Origin of the sequence: Aliirhizobium wenxiniae (genome assembly GCF_014201355.1) — a bacterium.
Classification (GTDB): Bacteria; Pseudomonadota; Alphaproteobacteria; order Rhizobiales; family Rhizobiaceae; genus Neorhizobium; species Neorhizobium wenxiniae.
Genome location: NZ_JACHEG010000006.1, coordinates 203,360 through 229,038 on the forward strand (window position 1 = coordinate 203,360; position 25,679 = coordinate 229,038).

21 protein-coding genes and 4 pseudogenes are annotated in these 25,679 nt (G+C 55.2%); 14 read left to right on the top strand and 11 right to left on the bottom strand.

The window, feature by feature from the left end:
- Positions 1-136: 136 nt before the first annotated feature.
- The 3 genes from HNQ72_RS22350 to HNQ72_RS22360 form a co-directional block, all read right to left on the bottom strand.
- A complete protein-coding gene (locus HNQ72_RS22350) occupies positions 137-448 on the bottom strand; it encodes a hypothetical protein (RefSeq protein WP_183995431.1) in 312 nt (103 codons plus the stop codon).
- 108 nt (positions 449-556) lie between these two features.
- Positions 557-1,132, bottom strand: a complete 576-nt coding sequence (locus tag HNQ72_RS22355; RefSeq protein ID WP_183995433.1) for a hypothetical protein — start codon at positions 1,130-1,132, stop codon at positions 557-559.
- Between the two features lie 160 nt (positions 1,133-1,292).
- The gene (locus HNQ72_RS22360) at positions 1,293-1,658 is read right to left on the bottom strand and encodes an NUDIX hydrolase (protein WP_244654470.1); all 366 of its coding nucleotides are present in this window, start codon (positions 1,656-1,658) and stop codon (positions 1,293-1,295) included.
- A 279-nt stretch (positions 1,659-1,937) separates the two neighbouring features.
- On the opposite strand from HNQ72_RS22360, the gene HNQ72_RS22365 reads away from it, so the two are divergent.
- Positions 1,938-2,141, top strand: coding sequence for a hypothetical protein (locus HNQ72_RS22365; RefSeq protein WP_183995437.1), 204 nt, complete (start codon positions 1,938-1,940; stop codon positions 2,139-2,141).
- Here HNQ72_RS22365 and HNQ72_RS22370 read toward each other — a convergent pair.
- Together HNQ72_RS22370 and HNQ72_RS22375 are read right to left on the bottom strand one after the other, a co-directional pair.
- Complete coding sequence (locus tag HNQ72_RS22370) at positions 2,138-2,722, bottom strand: hypothetical protein (RefSeq protein WP_183995439.1); 585 nt, start codon at positions 2,720-2,722, stop codon at positions 2,138-2,140. The genes HNQ72_RS22365 and HNQ72_RS22370 overlap by 4 nt on opposite strands.
- Positions 2,723-2,863: 141 nt before the next feature.
- Complete coding sequence (locus HNQ72_RS22375; protein WP_183995441.1) at positions 2,864-3,283, bottom strand: hypothetical protein; 420 nt, start codon at positions 3,281-3,283, stop codon at positions 2,864-2,866.
- Between the two features lie 400 nt (positions 3,284-3,683).
- On the opposite strand from HNQ72_RS22375, the pseudogene HNQ72_RS30660 reads away from it, so the two are divergent.
- Positions 3,684-3,952 (top strand): annotated as a pseudogene (locus HNQ72_RS30660) (class I SAM-dependent methyltransferase); the annotation flags it as partial.
- Here HNQ72_RS30660 and HNQ72_RS22380 read toward each other — a convergent pair.
- A complete protein-coding gene (locus tag HNQ72_RS22380) occupies positions 3,947-4,444 on the bottom strand; it encodes an RES family NAD+ phosphorylase (protein WP_183995443.1) in 498 nt (165 codons plus the stop codon). The pseudogene HNQ72_RS30660 and the gene HNQ72_RS22380 sit on opposite strands and share 6 nt — an antisense overlap.
- A gap of 9 nt (positions 4,445-4,453) precedes the next feature.
- Positions 4,454-4,804, bottom strand: a complete 351-nt coding sequence (locus HNQ72_RS22385) for an antitoxin Xre/MbcA/ParS toxin-binding domain-containing protein (protein ID WP_183995445.1) — start codon at positions 4,802-4,804, stop codon at positions 4,454-4,456.
- Positions 4,805-5,140: 336 nt separating this feature from the next.
- On the opposite strand from HNQ72_RS22385, the pseudogene HNQ72_RS22390 reads away from it, so the two are divergent.
- The 3 genes and pseudogenes from HNQ72_RS22390 to HNQ72_RS31340 all read left to right on the top strand — a co-directional run bounded on the left by HNQ72_RS22390 (position 5,141) and on the right by HNQ72_RS31340 (position 8,638).
- Positions 5,141-6,578: pseudogene (locus tag HNQ72_RS22390) on the top strand (IS1182 family transposase).
- A 740-nt stretch (positions 6,579-7,318) separates the two neighbouring features.
- A complete protein-coding gene (locus tag HNQ72_RS22395; RefSeq protein WP_183995447.1) occupies positions 7,319-7,948 on the top strand; it encodes a hypothetical protein in 630 nt (209 codons plus the stop codon).
- Positions 7,949-8,200: 252 nt separating this feature from the next.
- A pseudogene (locus HNQ72_RS31340) lies at positions 8,201-8,638 on the top strand (GNAT family N-acetyltransferase).
- Positions 8,639-8,924: 286 nt separating this feature from the next.
- Here HNQ72_RS31340 and HNQ72_RS30420 read toward each other — a convergent pair.
- The 3 genes from HNQ72_RS30420 to HNQ72_RS22415 all read right to left on the bottom strand — a co-directional run bounded on the left by HNQ72_RS30420 (position 8,925) and on the right by HNQ72_RS22415 (position 10,511).
- On the bottom strand, positions 8,925-9,386 hold the full coding sequence (locus HNQ72_RS30420) for a transposase (RefSeq protein ID WP_210319684.1): 462 nt from the start codon (positions 9,384-9,386) through the stop codon (positions 8,925-8,927).
- Entirely contained in the window at positions 9,320-9,952 is a 633-nt protein-coding gene (locus tag HNQ72_RS30425) for an IS110 family transposase (RefSeq protein WP_210319685.1), read from the bottom strand. The genes HNQ72_RS30420 and HNQ72_RS30425 overlap by 67 nt, the downstream gene beginning before the upstream one ends.
- 148 nt (positions 9,953-10,100) lie before the next feature.
- Entirely contained in the window at positions 10,101-10,511 is a 411-nt protein-coding gene (locus tag HNQ72_RS22415; protein ID WP_183995451.1) for an Rmf/CrpP family protein, read from the bottom strand.
- 181 nt (positions 10,512-10,692) lie between these two features.
- Here HNQ72_RS22415 and HNQ72_RS22420 point away from each other — a divergent pair, with 181 nt between their 5' ends.
- Entirely contained in the window at positions 10,693-10,863 is a 171-nt protein-coding gene (locus HNQ72_RS22420; RefSeq protein WP_183995453.1) for a hypothetical protein, read from the top strand.
- A gap of 271 nt (positions 10,864-11,134) precedes the next feature.
- Here the strand turns inward: HNQ72_RS22420 and HNQ72_RS22425 are convergent, their stop codons facing one another.
- Positions 11,135-12,190, bottom strand: coding sequence for a glycosyltransferase family 29 protein (locus HNQ72_RS22425; RefSeq protein ID WP_183995455.1), 1,056 nt, complete (start codon positions 12,188-12,190; stop codon positions 11,135-11,137).
- Positions 12,191-12,335: 145 nt separating this feature from the next.
- On the opposite strand from HNQ72_RS22425, the gene HNQ72_RS22430 reads away from it, so the two are divergent.
- The 8 genes and pseudogenes from HNQ72_RS22430 to HNQ72_RS22465 all read left to right on the top strand — a co-directional run bounded on the left by HNQ72_RS22430 (position 12,336) and on the right by HNQ72_RS22465 (position 25,678).
- On the top strand, positions 12,336-13,157 hold the full coding sequence (locus HNQ72_RS22430; RefSeq protein WP_183995457.1) for a polysaccharide pyruvyl transferase family protein: 822 nt from the start codon (positions 12,336-12,338) through the stop codon (positions 13,155-13,157).
- 1,206 nt (positions 13,158-14,363) lie between these two features.
- Positions 14,364-15,263: a hypothetical protein gene (locus HNQ72_RS22435; protein ID WP_183995459.1), complete on the top strand. Its 900-nt coding sequence runs from the start codon at positions 14,364-14,366 to the stop codon at positions 15,261-15,263.
- A 607-nt stretch (positions 15,264-15,870) separates the two neighbouring features.
- The gene (locus HNQ72_RS22440; protein WP_183995461.1) at positions 15,871-17,511 is read left to right on the top strand and encodes a dihydroxyacetone kinase subunit DhaK; all 1,641 of its coding nucleotides are present in this window, start codon (positions 15,871-15,873) and stop codon (positions 17,509-17,511) included.
- A gap of 267 nt (positions 17,512-17,778) precedes the next feature.
- Entirely contained in the window at positions 17,779-18,210 is a 432-nt protein-coding gene (locus tag HNQ72_RS22445) for an OsmC family protein (protein ID WP_183995463.1), read from the top strand.
- A gap of 298 nt (positions 18,211-18,508) precedes the next feature.
- Positions 18,509-20,319, top strand: a pseudogene (locus HNQ72_RS22450) (putative bifunctional diguanylate cyclase/phosphodiesterase).
- 528 nt (positions 20,320-20,847) lie between these two features.
- The gene (locus HNQ72_RS22455) at positions 20,848-24,282 is read left to right on the top strand and encodes a response regulator (protein WP_183995465.1); all 3,435 of its coding nucleotides are present in this window, start codon (positions 20,848-20,850) and stop codon (positions 24,280-24,282) included.
- Positions 24,267-25,112, top strand: a complete 846-nt coding sequence (locus HNQ72_RS22460) for a CheR family methyltransferase (protein ID WP_183995467.1) — start codon at positions 24,267-24,269, stop codon at positions 25,110-25,112. The genes HNQ72_RS22455 and HNQ72_RS22460 overlap by 16 nt, the downstream gene beginning before the upstream one ends.
- The gene (locus HNQ72_RS22465; protein ID WP_183995469.1) at positions 25,109-25,678 is read left to right on the top strand and encodes a chemotaxis protein CheB; all 570 of its coding nucleotides are present in this window, start codon (positions 25,109-25,111) and stop codon (positions 25,676-25,678) included. Before HNQ72_RS22460 ends, HNQ72_RS22465 begins: the two co-directional genes overlap by 4 nt.
- Position 25,679 lies beyond the last annotated feature (1 nt).

Below are 25,679 nucleotides of genomic sequence, written 5' to 3' on the forward strand. Positions count from 1 at the left end.
CACCGTTGCAGGGCTTGAGCGAGACGCTTACGTGCGAGAGATCGCTTTCAAGGGCTCGCCCTATCTTGTCCTCACTGACGAAGGGAAGCGCCTGGTCGGGGCTCGCGCGGAGTAACCAGCGGATCGCAGAGCCTCTTCATTTGGCGGTGACGCGTAACGCGCCAAGATCGCCGAACGCGCGGTGAAGTGCCGCAGTCTTGTTCGCGGATATGTCGGCGGACACTTCGATCTCGCCGCTAAGCCGAGCGTCGCCGCGCCCGTCTTCATTCACTGCTGGAGCATCGCCGCCGCTGACGTGCGCGCCAGAAGAATTATCCTGGCCAACGGGCTGAACGAAAATGTCTGCTCGATCTACACCAACCTGCTGAACCAGGTGCTCGACCGCAAGGTCCGCTGCTTCGCGCGTTTCGAAAGTCGCAATGATGGTCTTGTTGCTGCTATCTGACATCGGCTTCTCCTTGTATCCGGAAGCAAAAGCGTCACCTTCGAACTAAGTTCCTGCGGATGTCGATTCTCGCGTGTGATTCTTGCCTTAATGGCAACACGTGTGCAAAAATTATTGCTCGAAGCGCTCCAGCATTTCCCGAAGCAGTCTATTTTCGGATTGCAGCTTTTCCACCAACAGATGTTTAAGCGTCCTGTTTTCCAGCTCTAGTGCCGAAAGAACATCGCAACTGTCTGTCGCAGGATCCGCGTATCGAATTTCCGTCGGCGTATGAGGTGCGGATTTGGGGCTTTGGATGACACGTCTCACGCCGGCGGATCTAGAGCGGCGCTGGGTTTTCGGTTTAGCTGCAGGCATCGCAGCCCGCACTTCGTCCGCCCTGTTCACCGGTGCGAGAACGGGCTCTGACTCGAACGCCACTTTGGCTTCTGCTTCGCAGCTTTCAGCTAGCTCGGCTACCGGTGTTTCAGTCATAGCGGCGTTTTGGTTGGTGACCGCATTTTTTTCGATACTATCCGTAATGTCTTGTCGCGGCGCTGAAAAAGGCATGTCATCAGCGACCGCCTGTGTGAGTGTCTTCAGATCCGTGTCGCCCCAGATCGACTTGACTACTGGCTTCGGTTGTCGACGGCTTGATTTGTATTCAACGACGAAGCTGCGGAGCGTTCTGGGCGGGCTATTTTTCAACTGGTTTCCTTGCTCAGCTTTCAGTGCCGTTCTGGCCGACCGACAGATCACTCATCTGTCGGTCGGCGCGGTTAGAATCAAGGATATCTGAAGCGCGGAGGCATTGCACTCCCGCAAGCCATCGAACGGCAACAGCGCTCATCCTGTCAGGTGAATGTGCTCACCTCGAGTAGCGGAACTCAAGTTTGCGAAACAGAGCTTGAAGGTCCGGCTCGGCAACCATTCTTGTTGCCTCAGCTGGCGACACCCAATCGAGTCTTCGTTCACCACGCTCGGGGAAGTTCTTTTTCATATGCTTCACTTCCATGACATGCACGGCGACACACGCCGGAACAGCCTCATCGCCTGCAAGCCACTTGATATAAGTGAAATGTCCGAGAGGTTTCCGCTTTGCTCGGCCCTTCGCCCCCGCCTCCTCCCAAGCTTCGCGTTGCGCGACTTCGTGAGGCTTAAGTCCTTTAATCGGCCAGCCCTTTGGAATCGTCCATCGCCGTGTTTCGCGGGTCGTGATGAGCAGTATGCTCAACCTCCGATGGCATCTTAGCGAAAGCAAAGCGCGCCGTACTGGCTGATCTCCCCTGTGTCGGGATGGAGATGCGCTGGCCCCATTGGCTTGGGACGTTCGATCACGTTGGGCATCTCTAAATTATTTACCACCGCGCAGGTCGAAACAAGTCCAAGACAAATCGTTGCTTCAAAAGCTCTCTGCCCACAGTTTCCCTGTGGTGCCGCATCCTTGCGGCATCCTAACCAGGATGTGTAAGCTCGCTTAAGCAAAGCATTCGAAGTATGTCGAGGTATACGAATGACCGATACCGGCCAATTGTTGCGTCTCATCCATGGCATTGCGGATCCGTGCGAAGCCATTCGTAGCCGGGCAATGATAGTTTCTAAAGATCCAGCCGTCTCCGCCGATATTCGTCAGGCAACGGCGGATCTCGGGAAAGCGATAGAGCACGTGTTCGAGGCGGCGAGCTACATCATGGAACGCGAGAGCAACCTTCGTTAGTAGCGATCGAGCAAAGTCTTCAGTTGCGCGTTCTGAATAATGAGTTTTTTCGACAGAAGCTGCCTCAGTTCAAGGATCTCCTGATCTAGTTCGATCATCTCGTCGTAGGCCGTTTTCTTGACACTGGATTGGTCTGGTTCCTGCTCACGAGGCAGACCAATCGGAGACGCAGCAGGAGCCGCCCTCCCTCTCCGCTTCGTGGCTGTTGCCTTCGGGGCCGTTGCGAGAGCGGCATCCTCAGCGACATCACCTGCATCGTCGAATTCGCTGGCTTGTTCTTTCGGCAGCGCTTCGGGCTCAGCAGAGAAATCCATCTCGACAGGTTCGAGTGACTGCTCGATAGCATCGCCTTCGACCACTGGAACGGCAAGAGCGATTTCCGTCGCTTCTACTTCCTGGGCAGCTAGATTGGTTTCAGCCTCAACCGGATTTTCAACCGAAACCGCACTAGAGGGTGGGACTTCTTCCTCAGGATAATGCTCGATCGCTACAACAGCAGAAGCTTTGGTAATCTGCTCGACTGGGCGGTCCTCTGATTTTCGCGACACCAGGTCCGAAAGAAATCTCCATGGTGTTTTCATCGGATCACAACCCTTATCGTATTGCAGCTGTCGTTGCCGCTATTGAAATTCGAAATTTGTCGGGCTCAGGGAATGAGCCCGACAGTTACGTGTGAACAGACGTCTCTGCGGCTGATCTTCGATTTCAACCGCCAGGTAGAATCACTTCTGCCCAAGGCGCTTGCGAAGGTCTGCGTTCTCGTCGCGCAGCTTGGTCGCCAACTGTGCGCGAAGGTTCTTGTTCTCTTCTTCGAGCTTGATCAGTTCTGCGATGTCATCAGTTGCCACAAGCGGTGCTGCCTTCTTGGCGACTGCCGCGCCACGAGCGCCTTTTTTAGCCGGCTGTTTCACTTCCACTGTTTTGGTGGATTTAGCAACCTCGGCTTTTGGACCACGCTTGGCGCGGGGAGCCTTAGCCGGCGTTTCTGCGGCAGCGTGAGCAGCGGCAGCGGTGGCTACTGTTTCAGCTGCGACGGCTTTCGGGAGCCGCGGTGCGCGCTTCTTTTTTTCTAAGACAGGTGCAGTCGTGGTTTCAGCTCCAACGCCATCGGCAATTTTGCCAGCAGTATTCTCATCAGCCATGAAAGATCTCCTCTGTGGGCCGCACGTCACTGCTCTGTTGATCCAATCCGTCAGGGATTGGGACAGAGCTACATTACCGCATACACGATTAAACTTGCGCGGCACTCACGTAATGACAGAAACCGTAACCCGTTTCCACGCTACTCTCGTTGTTCTGACTTGTGATCGTCTACTCATTAGAGCTTTCCCCACGAATGATGCGCGACTTCTATCTGGTTCGGTCCAAGCATTCGCGTACGCGATATCCCGACACTTAAGTCAATCTGGCGAAAACGATAGATTGCTGCACTTATCGTCCGAGGTCACAAATTGTGGGAGACCTAACGCGGTGTGCGCCGCGTGCGGACAAAGTCAACATGCCAGGGAGGTTTTCTAACCGCGCAAACGGAAGGATGCGGCCATGGTTGAAAAACAAGTGATCGACGAATGGCAAAACGCCCCTGATTGACAACGCTTGCGGGTTTTTTCGAACGGACAGCAAGCGGAATAGGCGGCGCGCCTAAACGGAGGGAGCCGGATGTGGACCTTAGCCTCCTGGACTTCGATCTCGATTGCACAGTTTTCGCATCTACCCACCGGCGGCTAAGGGATGCGTTCGATAGTCACTACTTTGCGAGCATACCATTCCGGCTCGAGGAGGAATGCCGTAGCGTCCTCCACCTACTATCGCGACAGTCGGTGTTCGTCGTCGATCAGGATCAGGCGGCTCGGTGCCGCGTTACTCCACGCCCACAGGACAAGATTGAGATCATCGTCGGTTGCGGCGGCTGCGTAGCTCTTTACGATCAGCCCGCAATAGCCGTCGGCGGCAAGCTGACGCGCGAAGGTCTGCGTTCTCGCCTCTCCGGCAGACTTCATCTGATCACGCCAGGTATGATCTGCGAGCGCCGCCGCATCGATGCCTTGCGCCTGAACGGTCGTGTCTTCCCGACAGTCGAATACACGTTCGAGATCGGCATCATAGGAGACCAGCGTCGTCGGTTGCAGATTGCCGACCTGATTGGCTTCTTTGAGCGCCGTCATGATCGTCAGCGATGTGTAAAGGGCAGGCACGCCTTTCGCGTTAAACCGGCCTCCGTATAGTTCCGCGCCGCGTCCCGAAAGAGGTTCACAGGCGTATATCGGGTTAAGCGCCCGATAGAGCTTTCCTTGATAGTGCATACGCCGAACTTATGCGTGAACGCCGGCGTCGACAGCGTCGATATAGTCGAGCACCTCATCGGCCCGACCGCTGCGGACCAGTTGCATTGCAGTCTGTCCGGAGAAACCGGACAGCGGCTCCGAGCGATACCAGGCATAGGCAATCAATGCCGATCCAAAGCGTCGCTCAACCTTGTTGACGATTTCGATCATCTCGCGAAGGCGCCGCTGCGTTCTATCGGAGCGAATACGATCCTTGCGCTGGATGGCGTCTTTTCCGAGTCCTGCAGTGCGGGCGATCTCTTCGCTAGTCGTGCGAAACGCATCGGCGATCTTGCGCGGTGCGAACAGTCCGTTATCTGCATATTGTGCGAGGCCCATGATACACCTTCAGTCCAGAGAGCCGATAATATAGACGCAATATAGCGTCAAGAATGGCGTGTTTCAATGGTTCTCGGTAGAAGACGATTAACCGCTTTTACGTGAGCTTTCGCATGAACGCGTCAACATGGGCTATCAGGTTCATTCAGTTCCTTCTAATTTGGCTGCCCCGAACAAAGGCTCCTAAACAACTAACTATCAGCCATAGCGCTCAATATCGATCTGGACGGTTGGCGCGAGCCGCGATTGGCACGTCAGCACCATGACGGCTTTCGGCCGAGGCTGTGTGAAAACCTGGTCCTGATGTAGAATCATCTTCGTCGATCGGAGGTGGCAATGTCAGGCTATATCGAAGGCATAAGTCGTGATCAGGTTACGCTATCTCCGGACCGCCTCGATGATTGGATCGACGACGATCACCCCGCTCGAGTGATAGAGGCGTTCGTTGAGGCGATGGATTTGGCGGGCACAGGTTTCGGCCACATGTCGCCTGCGCAAACCGGACGTCCCAGCTATCACCCTTCGGTGTTGCTGAAGCTTTTCATCTATGGCTACCTGAACCGCATCCCTTCAAGTCGTAGGCTGGAACGTGAAGCCGGGCGTAATGTTGAGGTGATGTGGTTGACCAGGCGGCTGGTGCCTGATCACAAAAGCATAGCCGACTTCCGGAAGGACAACGGCTCGGCAATTCGTAAGGCCTGCGCCAGATTTGTCGAGTTATGCCGCCAGATCGGTGTGTTGAGCGGCGGCAATTTCGCGATCGATGGAAGCAAGTTCAAAGCCGTCAACAACCGGGATCGCAACTTCACCTCCAGCAAGATCGAATTGCGGATCAGCCACCTCGAAGCAAGCGCGTCGCGGTATTTGGAGGAAATGGGCAGAGCTGACGCCTTGCAGCAATCTGACGCAACGCTGCGCAAAGTCACACGGCTGAAGGAATAGCTCGCTCTGTTCGCCAAGAAGACCAAGGCCTGGAAGGTATCGCGGAAACGCTGAATGATAAGCCTGACAGCCAGATTTCGCTGACTGATCCAGACGCCCGATCCAAGGCGACATATGGCAGAGGCACGGGTCTGGGTGGGCTACAAGGTGCAGACAGCGGTTGATGTCGAGACGCATCTTATCGTCACGCACGAGGTCACCAATATCGGCAATGATCGATCGCAACTGGCTCCCATGGCCAAGGCGGCAATGGAAGTACTGAAGGTCGATAAGCTCGATGCCATCGCCGACCGTGGTTATTTCAACGGAGCTAAACTGTTGAGCTGTCATGAGGGAGGGATTAAGGCAACGGTGCCGAGACCGGAGACGTCGAACAACCGCAAGAAGGGCATGTTCGTGAAGGCTGACTTCGTCTACGACGGCGCCACAGACACGTATGTTTGCCCTGCCGGAAAGGCGCTGGCATACAGATATACCAGGGGGGGAAGGACTGATGCTTCGGCGATACTGGCGCACGGATTGTCCGTCATGCCCCCTCAAGGCACAATGCACATCGCGCAAGGAACGGCGGATCACACGCTGGGAGCACGAGCATCTGACCGAAGCTATTTATTCCCGAATGGACGACAATCCGAGCCTCATGCGAACCCGGCGATGCACGGTCGAGCATCCGTTCGGAACCATCAAGGCTTGGATGGGCGCAACTCATTTCCAGATGCGCAGACTGAAGAACGTGAGAACGGAAATGGCGCTGCACGTGCTGGCCTACAACGTCAAACGGATGATCAATATGATTGGCGCAAGAGCGCTCATCAGAGCCATAGCCGCTTGAAATGGGGGCTAAACGCCCTTTTGGCCCCAAAAGCCGCCGAACTAAACCACCGGGACTATTTGCGACGCCTTCCAGCATTCGATAGGCGCAACATAGAGCCAATTCCGCCAGCCCAAGCTCGATTACGAATTGCTACGGGATGCGCTGGTTTTCACACAGCCTCGGCCCTGGGATAGACCAAAGCAATTTAAATAAGCTACGAAATAGCGATAACCTCAGACACAGCATATGGAGAGCTAGTTGCCGAAATCCTCTTCGACAATGGTGCCAAGAGCGATCTACGGATCAGTTTGAGGTAAGCATTTATTCTCGCTACCGAGACAGCGGCGGAGCAGTAACCAGTCCTCTCGCCATCGACTTTGAAAAATTTACCACTGCCTTAGTTGACGCGAAGCAGAAGTTGATTTCCTTTTCCTCTCGGCGGGCCTAGCGTCTTCATTTGGCGCGAGGCAGAAGTCGGCCACCGGCCCGAAGCGGTCATACAATCGGCAAGCAACTGATCTAAGCTTGCAGGATGCGTGTGCCGTCGTCGCTGACTGCGATAAATTTCTACAAAACTCCTGGCTATGATAAGATTGAAGAAGCGCTTCTAGTCAAAGAAACGACGCGCCTGATGGAAACGCCCGCCTATGACCTCTAGCGCAAAGTTACGGTCGATAGAATGCGATCTCCGTCGGCTCCGTCTATGCCGAACACTACATATCGTTGACCTGCGGGTGTGCTGCCCCCATCTTAGGGCGATGCCAAAGATCGCGAAAACAGACATCGAGCTGCTGAAAACATGGACGCTTTCGCCAGCGGCCACCCTGGGATCGTCCGTACGAGCAAAGGGAATATTGCAGGAGATCCAATCGCGGCTCTCGGGTACAACGAAGAAGTCGTTAGTTCTGGAGGGCCGCGACCTCACCCTTGCGATGCCCGCCAGCGATAAGACCGCTTTCTTAACAGCGGTGGCTGTCGTCTCGAAGGCGATGAAGGATGTCGAAACTCTTCCGGTGATCCCTCGTGAAATACGGGATATCCTGACTATAAAGACGAGCGAGCGTCATCGATGGCTCGCAGACGGGCGACTACCGAGCGCCGGGACGCGAACGGTCCGGTTGAATGGTCGCGCCCGTCAGATCACGTTCCATGTATTCGATCCCAAAATCGTGGAGGACCTTCTCGACCGGGGTATAGTCGACGAGTGGCGGGGGGAAGATGCTGAGGCGAAAGCTGAAAAACGGCGGCGGGCCGCTCATCAGAGAAACCTGAACCGTTCTGTTAAAAAGGCAACGAAGGGACCCAAGAAGCCAGATCGTAATCCCGATGATCCGGCGCCACAGCTTCGCGGTTGGGAAGATTTCGATGTCGACGGGCTTCTTCGGTAAAGACACCGCATCATAGATTAGCGCTTCTGCGTCATGGCGGCCATCGGCACGAAGCGGAAGACCGCAGTCGGCCCGAAGCAGACGTTTGAGCACTTAAACCGGAAGCGCATGTTGCTAGTGGACTAAATGTTTCTAAGTGAGAAATGGCAGAACTATGTCGAGACTTCCTACATTCAAAACCGCTCGCCTCTTGCCAAGCCACGCGAACTAGGAGGCCTTGCCGCTTGTCTGGGCAATGCATCGTGACCCGGAGTGACGAAGTTCATTCCCGGTCCTTGGTCAGACCCGGAGCGTCATGAGGCGTTTGTTCGAGAGCGGATCGAGGCTACCTTCGGGTATGGACTTGGTTATTGGTCTGTTTTCCAGCACGAGCACCCCGACCTTTCCCTCGGGTGGATTTTGCTTATTCCCACCGACAACATCAACTCCGAAGTCGAGATCGGCTGGAGATTCAATCGCAGTGCTTGGGGGAAGGGATAGGCAACTGAAGCCGCCAAGGCCATTCTGGATTACGCACTGGAAACCCTCGATCTCGATGGTGTGATCGCGGACATTGATCCTGAAAAATTCGGATCGATCCACGTCGCTGCGAAGATCGGCATGACGGATGAAGGCTTACAGGAGTGTGACGGCGACGGCCCCTCCCGCGTTTTTAGAGCGTGGCGCGATACAACCGCCAGCGCTGAATAAACAAGCTATGAGCGGCACAGGACAATGTCTGCTTCTCTAATCGGGCATTTGGGTCAAGCTCTTTCTTTCTGATAATTAACGGCCTGATCGTTCACGCGGGTCACGCTTCTCTTCGCAGTCTGTTGGCTCCGTTTCGCTTGGAGCCGCTGCGCGCATGCATGGGATCAGGGTCTGGAGAGCCTCGCTTTTGGACGCGCTCGAAGCGCAGCAGTCATAGTCGGCTTTATCCATCCCGTCGTCCGCATGGGACGATCCGGGCAGGATCGGTTTCGGTCGCTGTTTCAATTCATGCTGCAGCCTCCGATCCAAACCGGAATTCTGTGCCGTCAAGCCACATGCGATGGAGCAAGACAGCAATTTTGCGGGCAACAGCGACAATGGCTCGCCGCCTTCCTTTTGTTTTCATGAGGCGTACACCCCAGGCTTTCAGGCTGCTCCACGCGATCGATCGCATAAGCATTGCGTTGGCCGCGGCGTAGAGCGTCGCGCGCACATCGGCATCACCAGCGTGTGAGATGCGACCGGGATTATCTTTTTCTCCAAACTGGAAGCGCCGTGGCGTTAATCCGAAGTGAGCTCCGACCGTTCGTGAGCTCTTGAAACGGGCTGGGTCATCGACTGCGGCCTTGAAGCTCAGAGCCGTGACATATCCGACGCCCGGAACACTCATGAAACGAGTGGTTACGGCATCTTGATTGGCGGCCTTTCGGACACGTCGATCCAGCTCGAGGAACGTCTCCAGAAGCATTTGCCTAGCCTCCAGCATTGGCAAAAGCGCATGACTGAGCGCTGGATCGTTTTCGATCGGTCGCGGACGGCCTTTTCAAATGCACCACCAGACAGGCGTATCGGCAGCTTGACGCCGAAGACCTTGAGTAGCCCTCGAAGCTCGTTTTCGAGATCAAGGCATTTTCGCTGCACTACCTTCCGGCTGCTAAGAAGCGCTCGGGTATAGTGGCTTCCAACACTCTTCACGTGTACCCTGCTGTACCAACCCGATCGAAGCAGTTGGGCGATACCGCGCGCATCGTTTTTGTCCGTTTTATTCCGCATGGCCGAAAGAGCAGCATTGACTTGGCGAGCCTCCATGCACACGACATCGAAGCCAGTTTCCGTGAGGCCGTACGTCAGGTGTTGGGTCAACGTGCCAGCTTCCAGTCCGATCTGATGGATAGGTTTACCTAACTCCTCCAAGCAACGGACAATATCAGGTACGTCTGATGGCACGGACCGTTCGAGCCTGACTTTTCCGGCCTCGTCGATGATGCAAATTGCCACTGAGCGCAGTGACACGTCTAAAGCAGCGTAGAACATCGTCATCTCCCTTCATCCCGGTTGCACCAGGATTGTACTAGGAGCTTGCCTCTCGTGGGACCGCCCGATTACGCATGCTAATGGCGCAAAGCCGACGATGTCAGGGCGGCGAGTTACGCTCGTAACCAAAGGGGATGCCCTAAAAAGCTCATGAGGGCGCGACGTTGTCATTGGCGACGATGTCCGGATCTATGTGGGGCGCATAACCAATGAGCCAAATTTCCATTCTCTCTGGGTTTTCGTCCTCGGTATATGGACAAACAGATGCTGGATCTCCAAGCTCGGCGGCTTCCCTGCCTAGATGAAATAGGTGGATACGTTCAGTCGGTATGATCTCGGAGTTGCTAACTGTCTCGAAGCCTTCAACCCAAGCATGGAGACTGATGCCGGCGCGGTCTAGGTAGGGATTGGAATGCCGTGGCATCCCTATGCAAGCTGCTCTTCTTCCCTCGTTGAAACATTGCGAGTGCAAAACGTCTTCAGCGGACATAAACGGTACCCCGGCTTCGCCCACTAAACTAAAAATCGCAGATGAAGTTCCTTCAACACCGAGTTTCATTGCCGACTGGGGCCGCTATGGCAGTCCGCGCGGGTTTTTCGATCAGCAGCCCCTGGATCGCTCTCAGAAGCCACGAGATCGTAAATCAACGTATAGCATCTGGAGGTAGGAACATCGCCGTTTCCACACTGTTAGGATTGCGCCTCGGTAACGAGGAATATCCCATAGGAGGAGTTTTGACATGGGAAATGAAAATCAGGAACGCCCTGACAAGGGTAGAGACCAGCAGCAGCAGCAGCGGACCGCAAAACCGCAGGATCAGCAGCAGCACCGGCAGACCCGGGAGCAGAATGAAAAACAGGGCACCGAGCACCGTGACGATCAGGACAAGCAATCCGGTAAGGATCGCTAACCAGATATGGACAGGGGTGGAGGCCCTTGGCCTCCCTTTGATGGATGCTATGCGATTAACTCTCCCGTGAGGCCCGCCATGAAGCCAGTCAACGAGCAGTTCCCGAATATTCCACTACCGACACGCAGCGTGGGCGATGGGAAATTCGTGATTGTTTCCTGTATCATCGCATGTTCGATTATCAGTGTGCTGGCAGTAGTCGCGATCTTATCCATCCATTTTTGAAGCCTTATGCACGGAATGGCGTAAATGATGTCAGGGCAGCGCTCTGTCATTTGATCACGAACCGGTGATCATCCTGGACGAGCGTTCTCACAAACAACTCTTCCCTATCGAATTGATGAGGAGCGGTTTCAATAGTCTGGTGGGATGACGAAGATTGGCTGAGGTAAAAATCAAACCCGTACAGAGTGATCTGTCGCGCCATCGATGATGAGAGAAGATCGATTGCCGCAAGACCTGTTGTTGGCCTCATGACATTCGACCGTTCTGCAAGTGCATCGATCATCCCAGTCGGATGGAGGTAGAGATTGTCAATCGACGCCGTTTCCCTGGGGATTTTCCTACGGTAACGAGACAGCCAGAGCACATGACTGGCCCCAAGAGAAGACAATCGCTGCTGATTGATCGGAACCCCTGTCGCAACCCAGGTGGTACGGTAACCGTGCGAACCACGAGACACGATTGGCACTCTATTGAACCGAATAACTATGTCGTGCGAGTCGATCTCCCGACCGAAGTCTTGACAGTTCAGAGAGCGAGCGTTTCCTACAACAGCAACACTCTTGCCGTCTAACAGCGCTAAAAGATCGTTTCGGCGCACACATTGCCCCGTAAGGGATCTCCAGCCAACTTTTGTGCGACTTATCAGGCGGGACAGCTCTCGCCTAACCGACGATACCTTTCCAACACGGGCAAGCCTCAACCGCGTTCCTTCGGACACTTTGAAATTGGTCCACAAAAATTCGCTCCCGCGATGCGAAGCCACAAATTCAGTTATTAAAAAATGCTTCTCCAACAAAGCTTTCCACCAGTCATCTGGCATGACTGTTCGATAGAGATTTAATCCGTCCTCCCGCATTTGGTTCGAGTAGTAAGGAGATATTACTCCCATTGCCCTTTGTCCGGTAGAAGCCAAGTCGATCAATAGAGGACCAAGCTCATCAGACGATAGCTGTGGCAGCATATCCTTAAAGTCTAGAAATCCTCGACTGACTGAACCAGACTTCAACTCCCCCAGAGATGGAGTTAAAATTTGAGATCCAGCGATGGCCTGATCTGCAGCAATTATTTCTCGTAACTTCTGGTAGTCCTCTGATTGGTCCATCCAAAGGGTTTCTCCCGTTATAGCTGCACCCTAAAATGAAAAGCGCTCGGATCAACAGAAGAGTTGTGTACGGTATCGTACGCAACCTAGTGCGTTGCATTTTCCATATTGCCGTACTAACAGGTGCGAAACGTCTGGGGGGCCGATGAATATTCTCGCGCTTGAGTGGTTAAGCAACAACATCGGCGATGACGTCCAAACCGTCGCGGTCATGCAGCATCTTCCGAGGGTCGATGCTTTCATCGATAGAGACCACCTGAGCAAGTACGACGGACCTCCGGCTATTCTCGTTACCAATGGATGGTTCCTCGAAAAGCTAGACAATTGGCCGCCGAGCCAGAGCATCAAACCCATATTCTTCGGGTTTCATGTCCAAGACAGGGCCAAACCAACTATTGCGCGCCACGCCCAATATTTGAAAAGACACGAACCGATAGGTTGCCGCGATAGCGCAACCGTTGACTTTGTGAGGTCTCTCGGGGTCGATGCATATCTATCTCTTTGCTCTACGCTCACTTTTGAACCTGTAGCCGACAGGTCGCCCGATTCGATTTATTTGGTTGAGGCAGACGAAAACGCGTTCACTCGTTCGTTCAGGAAGAACCACGGGTTGAAATTGAAATCTATCAGCCACCGCGTCGTGGAAACGCCGACCCTCGTTCGCCTGGCTTTCGCTAAAAGCATGATCGAAACTTATGGACGAAAAGCCGCATTGGTAGTCACGAAACGAATCCATTGCGCAATGCCCTGCATAGCGATGGGAATACCAACAGTCTTCATAGGCCCAAAAACTGAACGTACTGCTGTTGTGGAAGAGATAGGCCTTAAACGGCGAGACAAATGGCATCCGCTAATTAGCCCGTTTACCCCTCGAATTTCAGAGATCCCCACGCCGTTGGACATCGCGGACATAAAGTCGAGAGTGCGGCTAGACCTACAGAAAAGGATTGCGGCCGCACTGACCTGACACCCCGACCGACGATGTCAGGGCGGTGGGCCTCTATCGGCCTGAAGCGGACTAGTTTTCCCGACACTCCGATGCTAGAGCCGGTCTGTTTCCACGCAAAAACGAAGCGCATCCATGTTGATCGGCGACCCCAAACGTTTGCTGTTGAGAGCGAAATCACCCAAGCATATCCGTCCGAAGGCCAGATGGCCGGTATGACGGCTATGCGATAGCAGAGCAATTCCTGAAGGCCTGTTACGGAGAGCCGCCTAACCCGGGCCTCACGGACGCGATATTGGCCGGACATATTCTCTGGGCTCCGGACGGTGATGCAGCGTTTGATGAGGGAGGGCACGTCGTCCAGTTCGATGTTGGTAACAAGTCCGACTTCTCGGCTGCATCAACAGCCAACAAGCGCCAGACCGTTTTTCGGAACTATGGCTTGATGGAGGGGATTTCTCCTGGGTGCTTGGAGCATGGCGTGATGCCTTCTTCGAGAATTGGCAATGCGCCTTAGCCAGCCAACGCCTGAACCATTGACAGCTATTTGCCCTAAATGTCATCAGGTATCGAGGAAGCCCCAACCATCCGCGCAACCTCGATGGAGTTCAGCAAGCGCACTAAGCTGGGCTTCAGATTCGCACCGTATTCATCGGTTATTTCGAACGCCTTCCCGTCAATTTTCTCCCCTGAACCTACCTTTGATACCATCATTTCCCTGGCTGCCAAAATGATCTTCTCGCGGGCTTCTTGAGAGAGGCGAATTCTCCGCCCTCGGGATCTTTCTCGAATTTGTGGCCATCACGCAAATTGAAAAAATAAACGGGTATCTGCTCCACCATCATCGTTCTCACGGCGTCCAAATCTTGGAGCGGCACTCAGTTCCCGGCCGGAACCGGAACGAGGACATTTCCGATGAATGTGAGGGAGAATCGGAAGGCCGCGGTTAACGTCGGAGAGCCCGAAGCGTGCTGGCCGAAGCTCCAAGGGCCAAGGACTAGTGCACCCAGCGCTACGATTTTCACGTTCATCCATCTCCAATATTCAAGTTCCAAACCGTTCGAAGGAGATTTGCTAAGGAACTTCCGTTTCTTAATAACGTTCGGGCGCTGTGAACTTTCAATTCATTGGAGGCCTCTCATGGGTCGCGGTATTCTTCTCTGGCTTCTTGGCATCCCATTGCCGATCGTCATCCTGCTAGTCCTGTTCATGCGATAGGAGGATGAAATGCCTATCTACCAATCTGGTGTTTCCGATGTCGGCGTTGAATCTTCCGTATCTGCGCTTAGTTGGGGACCCGTTATAGGCGGCGCAATCGCGTCATCCGCTATCGCTCTTATCTTGCTTCTTCTAGGCGCCGGCGTCGGGCTCACGATGGTGTCGCCTTGGGCTGGCGAGAGTGCGTCATTCACAACGGTGAGCGTGACCGCGGCGATATGGTTTGTGGTGGTACAGTGGTTGGCCTCCGCACTCGGTGGATACCTGACCGGCCGTCTCCGCACGAAATGGGTAGGTGTCCACACGGATGAGGTTTTCTTTCGCGATACGGCGCATGGCTTCCTTACCTGGGCGCTCGCGACAGTTGTGATTGCCGGTCTTGCCGGATCCGCGTTCACATCACTTATCGGAGGCGGCGTGCAGGCTATAACACCGGCAGCCTCTACTGCCAGCATCGCCGGGGCGTCGGCCTCTAAAGGTGATGATGTCGGGCCAGATATGGCAACAGGTTACTTTACGGATGTGCTTTTGCGTCCTCAGGATCTTCGCAACCGAGCGCAGTCCGACGATGCAGCCGCAGCGGCCGAGGTCTCCCGGATACTCTTAAAATCCGCAGCGGCAGGGAATATGCCTGAGGAAGACAGAACCTATCTCTCCGCAGTCGTCGCGTCTCGCACTGGTTTGACGCCGGATGAGGCCAATCAAAGGGTCGCAGCCGTACTTCAGAGCATAGAGCGGACAAAAGTGGAAACGCAACGGGCCGCTGACGAGGCGCGCAAGTCGGCATCGACCACGGCAATGCTCGGAGCTGTATCGCTTCTGATTGGCGCCTTCATAGCATCCGCTGCAGCAGCCATCGGTGGCCGTCAGCGCGATGACGAAGAAGCAGCGTTGATAACAAAGCTTTAGTCAGGGCACGCTGTGCGAATACGGCTGTACTCAAAGCGAGGCGGCTTATTCGCATTTTAGGGGTTTGGACTGTGCGGCAGCCGAAGCCTGCATATTGAAGGCACTGGGTGGTCGGGCGTCGCGGGATGAAGCTCTTGTACTGTTTGAGATCACGTTGCAACCTACAGATCTCAGCCGGATCTCCCCCGATCTTAAACTGGCGAGCTAACATCTTCTGGCAGATCCCCACGACCCAGTGGGCAGCGTTGCGGAACTCACTCGCCAGAACCGCAAGTTGTGATCGACCGCCTCTGCTCTCGCAATCTTGTGAATAACGCCGCCAACGAGGTCTCATACTCGGGGCAACGGCGTCGCCCCTGACCGCAGCCACAGCAAACGACCCCGAACCTATCCCGCTCATGAGTACGGCGCTCCTTTCTGCGTCGAAAATCCGTCGGCGTTCACCAGAGAGGAATTTGACCGCTGGGCCACGGTTTAAGTCTGGGTCCAGCTCTTGAATAAGCGCGAGGCACCGGTGCCCTTGTATCGACCGGTCCTGCGATGAAAAATGACAGGTCAGCCGTGATTGGGACGCATCCAGGTTCGCATGTATTTAAGGGAGGAAGCCATGAACCATTTCATCACCGAAAAATCCAAGCTCGTTGAAACGGCATTGGTTGGCGTTGTCACGACCGCGAGAGGTCGAAACCTTGCTCTTCTGGAAGGTTATCCCGACATCAAAGTAGTCGTTGCCAAGGATGTGGATAAACGCAAGGTTGCGGTGATTTCGGGCGGCGGGTCCGGGCACGAACCCGCCCATGCCGGTTTCGTCGGCAACGGACTTTTGACCGCGGCCGTATGTGGCGAAGTGTTCGCCTCCCCAAGCGTCGACGCGGTCTTCAGCGCGATCACCGCTGTCACTGGGCCAGCCGGCTGCTTGCTTGTCGTAAAAAACTATACCGGCGATCGCCTGAATTTCGGACTTGCCGCTGAAAGAGCACGCGCGCTCGGATATCAAGTTGAGACGGTTGTTGTCTCCGACGATATCGCAATTCCAGGGTCGGCCCAGCCGCGTGGCCTTGCAGGAACGCTTTTTGTTCACAAAGTCGCCGGACATTTATCGACGCGCGGCGCTTCACTTAAAGCTGTGGCGGCCGCCGCCCGTAAAGCTTCATCGCAGCTCGCAACGCTTGGACTTGCGGTTGACACGTGCACCATTCCCGGTGCCCAAAAAACTGACCGCATCAAACAGGGGCACGCGGAGCTAGGGCTTGGCATCCATGGCGAACCAGGCATCGAACTGGTAGAGAACCGCCCGATCGGTGAACTCGTCGGAACCGTCTCTTCGCATTTGGCGAAAGGGTTGCCGGCCGACGCGCGCGTCGCGCTGCTTATCAATAATCTGGGGGGCATGACGGAGCTGGAAATGGCATCGGTAACAGACGCCGTTGTCGCCACACCGCTTTTTGAGAGCGTCGATTATCTCATTGGGCCAAGGAGGCTAATGACCTCGCTGGATATGAAGGGGTTCTCGTTGTCATATCTTGTTTTGGACGCGGAGTTGGAGGAAGCGATCACCTCCGATGTCGAACCATTAGCCTGGCAGGCCGCGATTCGCCCGTCAATACTGGAATTCTTGCCGATTGAAAGTGGCAGCTTGGCCCGGACATTCGAGCCTTCGGAAAATGCCGCGATGAGGACGATCCTTTCGACGGCGACCGCGTTGTTCATCGAGAAGGAAGCATTTTTAAACGAACTCGATAGCCGCGTGGGAGATGGTGACACTGGCTCCACCTTCGCAACGGCTGCCCGCACGATTGCGGGCGAGCTTGACGGCCTTCCCCTTGATGCAGGCTCAAACCTTTGTGCCCGCCTGAGTGATATTCTGTCTCGTAATATGGGCGGATCGAGCGGAATTTTGCTAGCTATCTTTTTCGCTGCCGCTTCAGATGCCTACGGACAGGCCTCCAATTGGCCTAAAGCCCTGAAGGCTGGCCTAGATAAGATGAAGTCCTATGGAGGAGCAAACCTAGGCGACCGCACGATGATCGATGCGCTTCAGCTGGCAATCGAAAGTCTGGTTGGCGGCTCCAACTTGCAAAGTGCTGCTCTAGCTGCGCGGCATGGCGCCAACCTGACGGGAAAGATGCAGTCTGCAAAAGCCGGGAGATCCGCCCATGTCGCAGCCAGAAATCTCAGTGGAAACGTCGACCCTGGCGCGGAGGCTGTCGCGATCCTGTTTGAGCGCCTGGCGTCCGCAAAGCCATAAAAATCGGCGGCACCATTTCAGTTGCGCGCTTAATATGCTTTGCCGCGCCGATCGGGAACGCCGCCTAGGGTGTGCATCGCGAGCAGGTTGACAGACTGCTCCTCCACTTCACCATCGCGATGCCCCTCGATCGCACGGGCATACCCGTACGTATTACCCCAGCGCATGGTATCCAAGCTTGGTCGTTTGACATCAAGCCATTCAGGTGGTTGGTTTTGAATGTCCGTCAATTCAAGCAATCTTTGAATAGAGAAAAGGAGGAAAAATATGGTGATCAAAAAAAGCGGATCGGCGCACTGGACTGGCGGCCTGAAGGATGGAATGGGGGAAATCTCGTCCGAGAGCGGAGCTCTTAACGCCCATCCTTATGGCTTTAAAACACGTTTCGAAGGTGTGAAGGGAACAAATCCCGAGGAATTGATCGGTGCGGCCCATGCCGCCTGCTTTACAATGGCGCTTTCCCTGATCCTTGGTGATGCGGGCTTAACGGCGACAAGTCTAGACACGAAAGCGGTTGTCAGTCTTGATAAGGTCGGAGACGGTTTCGCGATCACGGCAATCGAACTGAACCTTAGCGGTACTGTGCCAAATGCTGACGAGGCGCGTTTCACCGAGCTAGCCAACAAGGCGAAAGAAGGATGCCCTGTGTCAAAGGCACTCGCGACGGTCCCGATCAGTCTGAACGTTACCTTTTCCTGACGCTCATAATCCGCTCCTGTACTTTCGCGGTTAGGAGTGACAGTTGATGTTGCAGGAGCAACCGCTATCTCGCCGAAATCTTCTTAAAACGGCTAGTGCTGTAACGGGCTAGCCGTTTCATCGGCAGACAGTTTGGAACGGCTCCCAGTGCCACACCGACACTGTAACGCTCCTTGGTTGTTCACGCAGGATGAAACACGCAGGAAGTGATGAGCGAATTTATATTAGACTTTACGTATATCTTAAACGAGAATTCAAGGCTGTGAATGTAACATCGGCTCCAACTTGGGGCCTTGTAATGACGCTGCAGCTGCAAAACGTAATTCTGGAACAGATCGCTCGAGGCGAGCCCCTTAAAATCACGATTGGTAGTCTTTGCAGAGCAGTCGAGGCGATCGCCACTGACGCTGTCTGCTCGGTCCTTGCCGTGGACGAGGGTCGGTTACAAACCCTGGCGGCCCCCACCCTGCCGGACGATTTTTCCAACGCCATCAACGGATTGCGGGTAGGCCCCCTCGTCGGTTCCTGTGGTACTGCAGCGTTCCTAGGAAAGCCTGTCGTCGTCACCGACATCGCGACCGATCCCCGCTGGCGAGACTTTCGTGATATGGCATCACCGCTCGGGTATCGGGCGTGCTGGTCTTCGCCGATCATAATCGATGAGAAAGTGGTCGGGACCTTCGCCTTTTATTTTCGCGAGCAGCGCGGCCCGTCCCTGCGCGAACAGGAGATCGTGGATGCGAGCGTCCATTTGTGCGCCCTTGCAATCGAAAGAGACCGGCGCGTGGCGGAGCGTGAGCGACTGAGCTACACGGACTGGATGACAGGCCTGCCAAACAGGCTTCGTTTTCAGCAGCGGCTGTCGGATCTGACGACATGCGCAAACAACTGGGGGATCCTTCTTCTTGATCTTGATAACCTTAAACTGGTCAACGACACGTTTGGGCATACCGCCGGTGATGACCTGATCCGGATCGTCTCGCAACGGTTGTCGGCGGTCGTTGGTGCTTATGACACATTCCGGTTGGGAGGCGACGAGTTTGCGATTGTCGTTACCGGAGCGGCAGAGACTGTCGACCTGAAGGTGCCTGCTGCCGAGATCCTCGAGACGCTGAAAAAAGCTGCCGATTGCGCGGGTCATGTGGTTTTTCCCGCAGCAACAATTGGTGGTTCGCGACGGGATCAAGCCGCATCCGCTGAAGGGGTGCTCAAGAATGCCGACGTCGCACTCTATCATGCTAAGGACACACGACGGGGCAACTTCTTTGAATATGCTTCTGGGCTTGGAACCGCGATTACCCGGCGATTTCGTGCTGTTCGAGATACCGAACTCGCGCTTCGGGAAGACCGGATTAGAGCGTTCTACCAGCCTATAGTTCGACTGGATACGCGCGAGGTGGTGGGGTTTGAAGCGCTCTGCCGGATGCAGACCCATAGTGGTGACATCATTGCCGCCGCGATGTTTCATGAGGCAACCAAGGATGCAAAAATTGCCTCAGACCTCACACAGCGAATGCTGCTTCAAGTGGCGGATGATATCAGCTCCTGGCTGGATGAAGGCCTTCCCCTCCAGCACGTCGGGATCAACATTTCTGCGGTCGACCTTCACATAGGTAATCTGGGAGAGCGGTTGTGTGATGCGTTTGCGGCCGCATGTCCAGCTCGATCACATCATCCTCGAAGTGACTGAGTCGGTCTATCTGGGACGGCTTGCAGATGAGATTGCCGGCCAGATCCGAAAGCTTCGAGAACGCGGCCTGCGCGTCGCGCTCGACGATTTCGGCACCGGGTACGCGTCGCTTACCCATCTGCTGACAATGCCGGTCGATATCATCAAGATCGACAAATCCTTCATCGACCAGTTGGGGCCGCTCGAACCCGCTTGCTTCATCGTGGAGGGGTTGGTTCAGATCGCCAAAAAGCTCGGCATACGGGTGGTGGCGGAGGGGATTTGAAGACGAAGCCCAACTGGAAAGGCTTTTGTCTCTTGGATGCCTCCTTGGCCAAGGTTTTCTTTTCTCAAAGGCTGTGGACAGGGATGCAGCGGCCGCGTTGCTCTTACGATATGGCCAAACGAGGCCAATCAGCGATCGGATCAAGAGGGCGTAACATCGACGAGCCGCGATAAGTAAAGCACCGACCTCTCCTCCATCACGTGCGGCTGGTCGATGGCCGTCACGTAAATGGTTCCCCCCCGGCTGCCAGCGCGAAAATTTAACGCGGTTATCTAATCGCTCCCTCGAAGCTTTGAGTGACTTCATGCAATGCGCGCTCGCAGTACGGGCAGGTCCAAATAGACCTAAAAAATCTTTCTTTTCTCCGGAACCATTTTTACGCTCAGGCATTACCGGGCTCAAAGTGAGACAGTGTAAGATATAGATTGGTTCTTTGAATGGTGCAGGCAGGCCCGGATTGCGGGATAATATTCCGTAACCACTCTGGCACGGGCGACCCGCAGATACGTCGAGCGTTGCTGCGCCTTTCAACTCCCTTGAGTTTACCTCCTCATCTCGAGCACTTCTCTTTTCGGTGTAGCCGTCGTTTTGCCGTTCGAAAATCACTACATAATTGCGCCACGACGTCGATCCAGCTACCGGTCTCACCGATCAGATTGCTTCCTCTTTCCTCGAGATATCCATGATAAAGTCCAATGTCGCGACACCGTCGCGGCGAACCGTCGGCCTCGACCCTTCCGTCGCATTTAGCCTTGCGGGAGCGTTGGCGTTTTTCATCATCAGCGCAGCAGTCTCCTGGTATAATGTCCAGACCCTTCGCTCGAACAATGAGCGTGTCGTGCACTCGCATGAAGTCATTGTCGGCCTCTCCGATCTGCTTTCCAATATCCAGGACGCCGAGACGGGGCAGCGCGGCTTTTTATTGACCGAAAGCGAACGTTACCTAGAGCCATACACGTCCGCTCTCATGGCCATTCCGCGACGTCTTGAAACGATCAATGCGATGATCAGCGACAATGTCTCGCAGCGGCAAAGGCTGGGAGTCTTGAAATCTCGGATCGAAGGGAAACTCGCCGAGCTGCGCGAGACGATCGATCTGCGGCGCACACAAGGCGAGCAGGCAGCGCTCGCGCTCGTCAATTCCGATCGCGGCAAAGCAGAGATGGACGCTGTTCGTGAGCAACTCACGGCAATGCGGCAGGAAGAGACGCGGTTGCGAATGCTGCGGCTTGCGGAAATGGACAGTGCCTACACCACAGCGTTTGCCAGCAGCGTGCTGGCCGGATTGCTCGGTATCTTGCTGACCGTCGCGATCGCATTCTTGATGCGCCAGGCAACCCTTTCGCGGCGGCGGCAGGATTGGCTGCAATCCGGTGAGGTCGGCCTCAATGCCGCCGTCACCGGAGACCGACGCATTGAAGATCTCGGCGACAGCATTCTGGAGTTTCTTACCCGATATACTGATGCCGTGGCGGCTGCGATTTTCGTGAAGGATGAAGACGATTTCCAGCGTGCATCGAGCTGGGGCGTTCCCAACGGCGCAAACGTGCCCGCCAACTTCAAACCTCGGGAAGGACTGCTCGGCCAGGCAGTATCGAGTGCAAAGCCGATCCTGGTTGCCGATGTACCTGACGGTTATCTCGCCTTCGGGTCGGCACTTGGGGCCGACAAGCCGCGGCATATCATCATTTCTCCTGGAAGCATTGATGGCGCGGTCAATTGCGTGATCGAACTCGGTTTTCTGCACCCTGTCGATGACACGGTTCTTACACTTCTCGATCAGGCGTCGGCATCGATCGCAACTGCCGTACGCTCGGCAAAATATCGCAGTGACCTTCAGAACCTGCTTCGCGAGACCCAGCGACAGGCCGAGGAATTGCAGGTCCAGGGTGAAGAACTGCGCGTTTCCAATGAGGAACTTGAGGAGCAGGGCCGCGCCTTGAAGGAATCGCAGGCTCGCCTGGAGCAGCAGCAGGTTGAGCTGGAACAGACAAACTCGCAGCTGGAAGAACAAGCTCAGCAGTTGGAAGGCCAGCGCGACGACCTCGAGAAGGTCAACGCTTCGGTCCAGCTCAAGGCTCGTGAACTTGAACAGGCCAGCCGGTACAAGTCCGACTTTCTTGCCAATATGTCGCATGAATTGCGCACACCGCTCAATTCCTCGCTCATCCTTGCCAAGCTTCTCGCCGACAACCCGGATGACAACCTGACCGCGGAACAGGTCAAATACGCCCAGACCATTCAGTCCTCCGGCAACGACCTGCTCAATCTGATCAATGACATCCTCGATCTATCCAAAATCGAGGCCGGCCATGTCGACATCAGGCCTGAGACGATTTCTCTTGAGAGACTTGTTGGTAGCATCAGGCAGCTGTTTGATCCCGTCGCGAGATCGAAGGATCTCGCGTTCGAGATTGACATCGCACCTGACGCGCCGACCGTAATCGAGACGGATCCTCAACGCCTTGAACAGGTCCTCAAGAACCTGCTTTCAAATGCGTTTAAATTCACCGAGAAGGGCAAGGTTACCCTGTCCATCCGAAATGACAATAACGGTCAGGTGGCTATCGCGGTCTCTGATACCGGGATCGGTATCGCCGAGGATCAGCAAAACAGCATTTTCGAAGCCTTCCATCAGGCTGATGGCACGATCAGCCGACGTTTTGGCGGGACGGGCCTGGGGCTCTCGATATCCCGAGAACTGGTACGATTGCTCGCAGGTTCCATTCACCTGACCAGCCGGCACAATGTCGGAAGCACGTTTACCGTCGTTGTCCCTGTCTCCTATGATCCTGCACAGGTTGCCTCGCGCGACATCCGTTCGGCGGTTGCGGTCGCATCACTGGAACCGGCTGTCGCCGACGTGAGCCCTTCGCCTGCTGAACGCCGTCAGATTGTCGAGGACGATAGGGCTGCCGCCAGTGACGGCCGTCGTACATTACTGGTGATTGAAGATGACGACAGCTTTTCCGCAATCCTGAGGGATCTTGCTCGGGAAAAGGGCTTCCGCGCGCTTGTTGCGGGAACGGCGCATGAGGCGCTGGAACTGGCCAAACAGCATATGCCCAGCGCCATTGTTCTCGACGTCGGATTGCCTGATCAGTCCGGTCTGTCTGTCCTTGACCGGCTCAAGCGTGACGTGCGCACGCGACACATTCCCATTCATATCGTTTCGGCGGACGACTACACCGAAACGGCGCTTTCGCTTGGCGCGGTCGGCTACATGATGAAGCCTGTCCAGCGCGAGCAACTTATCGATGTGCTTGAAAAACTGGATGCGAGGCTGTCCCAAGGTCTGCATCGGGTTTTGATCGTCGAGGACAATGCCGTCCAGCGCGAGGCGGTCGAAAAACTTCTCACCTCCCATGATGTTGAGACGATCAGCACCGGAACGGCCGCGGAATGCCTGACGCTTTTGAAGGAGCAGACGTTCGACTGCATGGTCCTCGATCTGTCGCTGCCTGACGCTTCCGGCTATTCACTTCTTGAAACCATCAGCGCGGACGACAGCCATTCCTTCCCGCCGGTGATCGTCTATACCGGCCGCGTCCTGTCTGCTGACGAAGAACAGCGACTTCGTCGTTATTCGAAGTCCATCATCATCAAGGGAGCAAAGTCGCCCGAGCGTCTTCTTGATGAGGTTTCGCTGTTTCTGCATCAGGTGGTTTCAGATCTGCCTGATGAGCAACAAAAGATGATCCGCAAGGCGCGCAATAGGGATGCGCTTATGGAAGGTCGCCGGATCATGGTCGTCGAAGACGACGTTCGTAATGTCTACGCGTTGACCAATATCCTTGAGCCCCGCGGCGCACTTATCGAGATTGCTCGTAACGGCCAGGAGGCTCTCGACAAGCTTGAGCGGTCTCAGAACGATCCGGCGACAGCGGTCGATCTGGTGCTGATGGATGTGATGATGCCAGTCATGGACGGATTGACCGCGACCCGTGCGATTCGCAGAAATCCAAATTGGAAGAAGCTGCCGATCATCACCCTGACAGCAAAGGCCATGCCGGACGATCAAGAGCGCTGCATCGAGGCCGGCGCCAATGATTATATGGCAAAGCCGCTTGACGTGGAAAAGCTTCTTTCTCTGGTACGTGTATGGATGCCGCGGTGATCGAGACATTCGAAAAAGTGGAGGACATCGAGATCCGGCTCCTGCTGGAAGCACTTTATGTCCGGTATCACTATGATTTCCGCAACTATGCGATGGGATCGATCAAACGCCGGTTGAGACAGGCGCGTGAGCAGCTCGGCTTTGCAACAATCTCTGCGATGCAGGAGCGTCTACTCCACGACGAAACCATGCTCCCAACGCTGCTTGGCTATCTCACCGTTCAGGTGAGCGAGATGTTTCGCGACCCAAGCTATTTCAAGGCCATCCGCGACAATGTCGTTCCACATCTGCGGACCTACCCATCCCTCAAGGTCTGGATCGCCGGATGCAGTTTCGGCGAGGAAGTGTATTCCCTGGCGATCCTGTTCAGGGAGGAAGGGCTTGAGGACCGCACGATCTTTTACGCCACCGACATCAACCAGGATGCGCTGCAAGGCGCTGAGGCCGGTGTTTATGATCTCGACCGGATCCAGCTGTTTACAGAGAACCATCGCAGCTCGGGCGGCAAATCCTCTCTTTCCGACTACTACAGCGCGGGCTACGGCCGCGTCACGTTTGACCGGACCTTGAGAGACCGTGTGGTGTTTTCAGACCATAGCCTCGTCACCGACGCGGTTTTCGGTGAGATGCATCTGATATCATGCCGCAATGTGATGATCTATTTCGACAGACCTCTGCAGGACCGCGCCATTGGCCTGTTCAAAGATTCACTGGCGCGCAAGGGCTTTTTGGGAATTGGGGCCAAGGAAAACCTGCGATTTTCTGCGCATGCCGATGATTTTCAGGAGTTTGTGCGCGAGGAGAAGATTTACCAAAAGGGTGGGAAATGATCAGATCCTTGCCGAGGGCAATCGTGATTGGCGCGTCTGCCGGAGCGCTCGAGGCGCTGTCGGTAATCCTTCCGGCGCTTCCCGAAGATTTTCGGCTGCCGATTTTTATTGTCGTGCATATTCCGCCCGACAAGCGCAGTGTGCTAGCCGAACTGTTTCGCGCGAAATGCAAAATCCGGGTGTCCGAGGTCGAAGACAAGGAACCGATACGGCCATCAACCGCCTATTTTGCGCCGCCGGATTATCATGTTTTGGTTGAGAAGGATCATACTCTCGCCCTCACCAATGAGGAGCCGGTGCTGTTTTCCAGACCGTCGATCGATGTGCTGTTTGAAAGCGCCGCAGACATCTACGGACCAGATGTTGTCGCTGTGCTCTTGACCGGTGCAAATCACGACGGCGCGAAGGGCCTTCTTCTGATCGCGAGGGCCGGCGGAGAGGTGATCGTCCAAGATCCCGAAACAGCATTTGCCGCCGCGATGCCCCAAGCGGGACTGGATCTTTGCCCGGACGCGGCGGTTTTATCGCTTCAGGGCATAACTGACTATTTGAGGAGAGTGGGCTGAG

Excerpts from the sequence above, each read along its gene's own strand:
- HNQ72_RS22445 (WP_183995463.1), top strand. The coding sequence starts at position 17,779 with ATGGTGATCAAAAAAAGCGGATCGGCGCACTGGACTGGCGGCCTGAAG.
- HNQ72_RS22455 (WP_183995465.1), top strand. The coding sequence starts at position 20,848 with ATGATAAAGTCCAATGTCGCGACACCGTCGCGGCGAACCGTCGGCCTC.
- HNQ72_RS22465 (WP_183995469.1), top strand. The coding sequence starts at position 25,109 with ATGATCAGATCCTTGCCGAGGGCAATCGTGATTGGCGCGTCTGCCGGA.
- HNQ72_RS22375 (WP_183995441.1), bottom strand. The coding sequence starts at position 3,283 with ATGGCTGATGAGAATACTGCTGGCAAAATTGCCGATGGCGTTGGAGCT.
- HNQ72_RS22350 (WP_183995431.1), bottom strand. The coding sequence starts at position 448 with ATGTCAGATAGCAGCAACAAGACCATCATTGCGACTTTCGAAACGCGC.
- HNQ72_RS22460 (WP_183995467.1), top strand. The coding sequence starts at position 24,267 with ATGGATGCCGCGGTGATCGAGACATTCGAAAAAGTGGAGGACATCGAG.
- HNQ72_RS22370 (WP_183995439.1), bottom strand. The coding sequence starts at position 2,722 with ATGAAAACACCATGGAGATTTCTTTCGGACCTGGTGTCGCGAAAATCA.
- HNQ72_RS22385 (WP_183995445.1), bottom strand. The coding sequence starts at position 4,804 with ATGGGCCTCGCACAATATGCAGATAACGGACTGTTCGCACCGCGCAAG.
- HNQ72_RS22440 (WP_183995461.1), top strand. The coding sequence starts at position 15,871 with ATGAACCATTTCATCACCGAAAAATCCAAGCTCGTTGAAACGGCATTG.
- HNQ72_RS22430 (WP_183995457.1), top strand. The coding sequence starts at position 12,336 with ATGAATATTCTCGCGCTTGAGTGGTTAAGCAACAACATCGGCGATGAC.
- HNQ72_RS30420 (WP_210319684.1), bottom strand. The coding sequence starts at position 9,386 with ATGCTTCTGGAGACGTTCCTCGAGCTGGATCGACGTGTCCGAAAGGCC.
- HNQ72_RS22415 (WP_183995451.1), bottom strand. The coding sequence starts at position 10,511 with ATGAAACTCGGTGTTGAAGGAACTTCATCTGCGATTTTTAGTTTAGTG.
- HNQ72_RS22420 (WP_183995453.1), top strand. The coding sequence starts at position 10,693 with ATGGGAAATGAAAATCAGGAACGCCCTGACAAGGGTAGAGACCAGCAG.
- HNQ72_RS22365 (WP_183995437.1), top strand. The coding sequence starts at position 1,938 with ATGACCGATACCGGCCAATTGTTGCGTCTCATCCATGGCATTGCGGAT.
- HNQ72_RS22395 (WP_183995447.1), top strand. The coding sequence starts at position 7,319 with ATGCCAAAGATCGCGAAAACAGACATCGAGCTGCTGAAAACATGGACG.
- HNQ72_RS22435 (WP_183995459.1), top strand. The coding sequence starts at position 14,364 with ATGCCTATCTACCAATCTGGTGTTTCCGATGTCGGCGTTGAATCTTCC.
- HNQ72_RS30425 (WP_210319685.1), bottom strand. The coding sequence starts at position 9,952 with ATGTTCTACGCTGCTTTAGACGTGTCACTGCGCTCAGTGGCAATTTGC.
- HNQ72_RS22425 (WP_183995455.1), bottom strand. The coding sequence starts at position 12,190 with ATGGACCAATCAGAGGACTACCAGAAGTTACGAGAAATAATTGCTGCA.
- HNQ72_RS22380 (WP_183995443.1), bottom strand. The coding sequence starts at position 4,444 with ATGCACTATCAAGGAAAGCTCTATCGGGCGCTTAACCCGATATACGCC.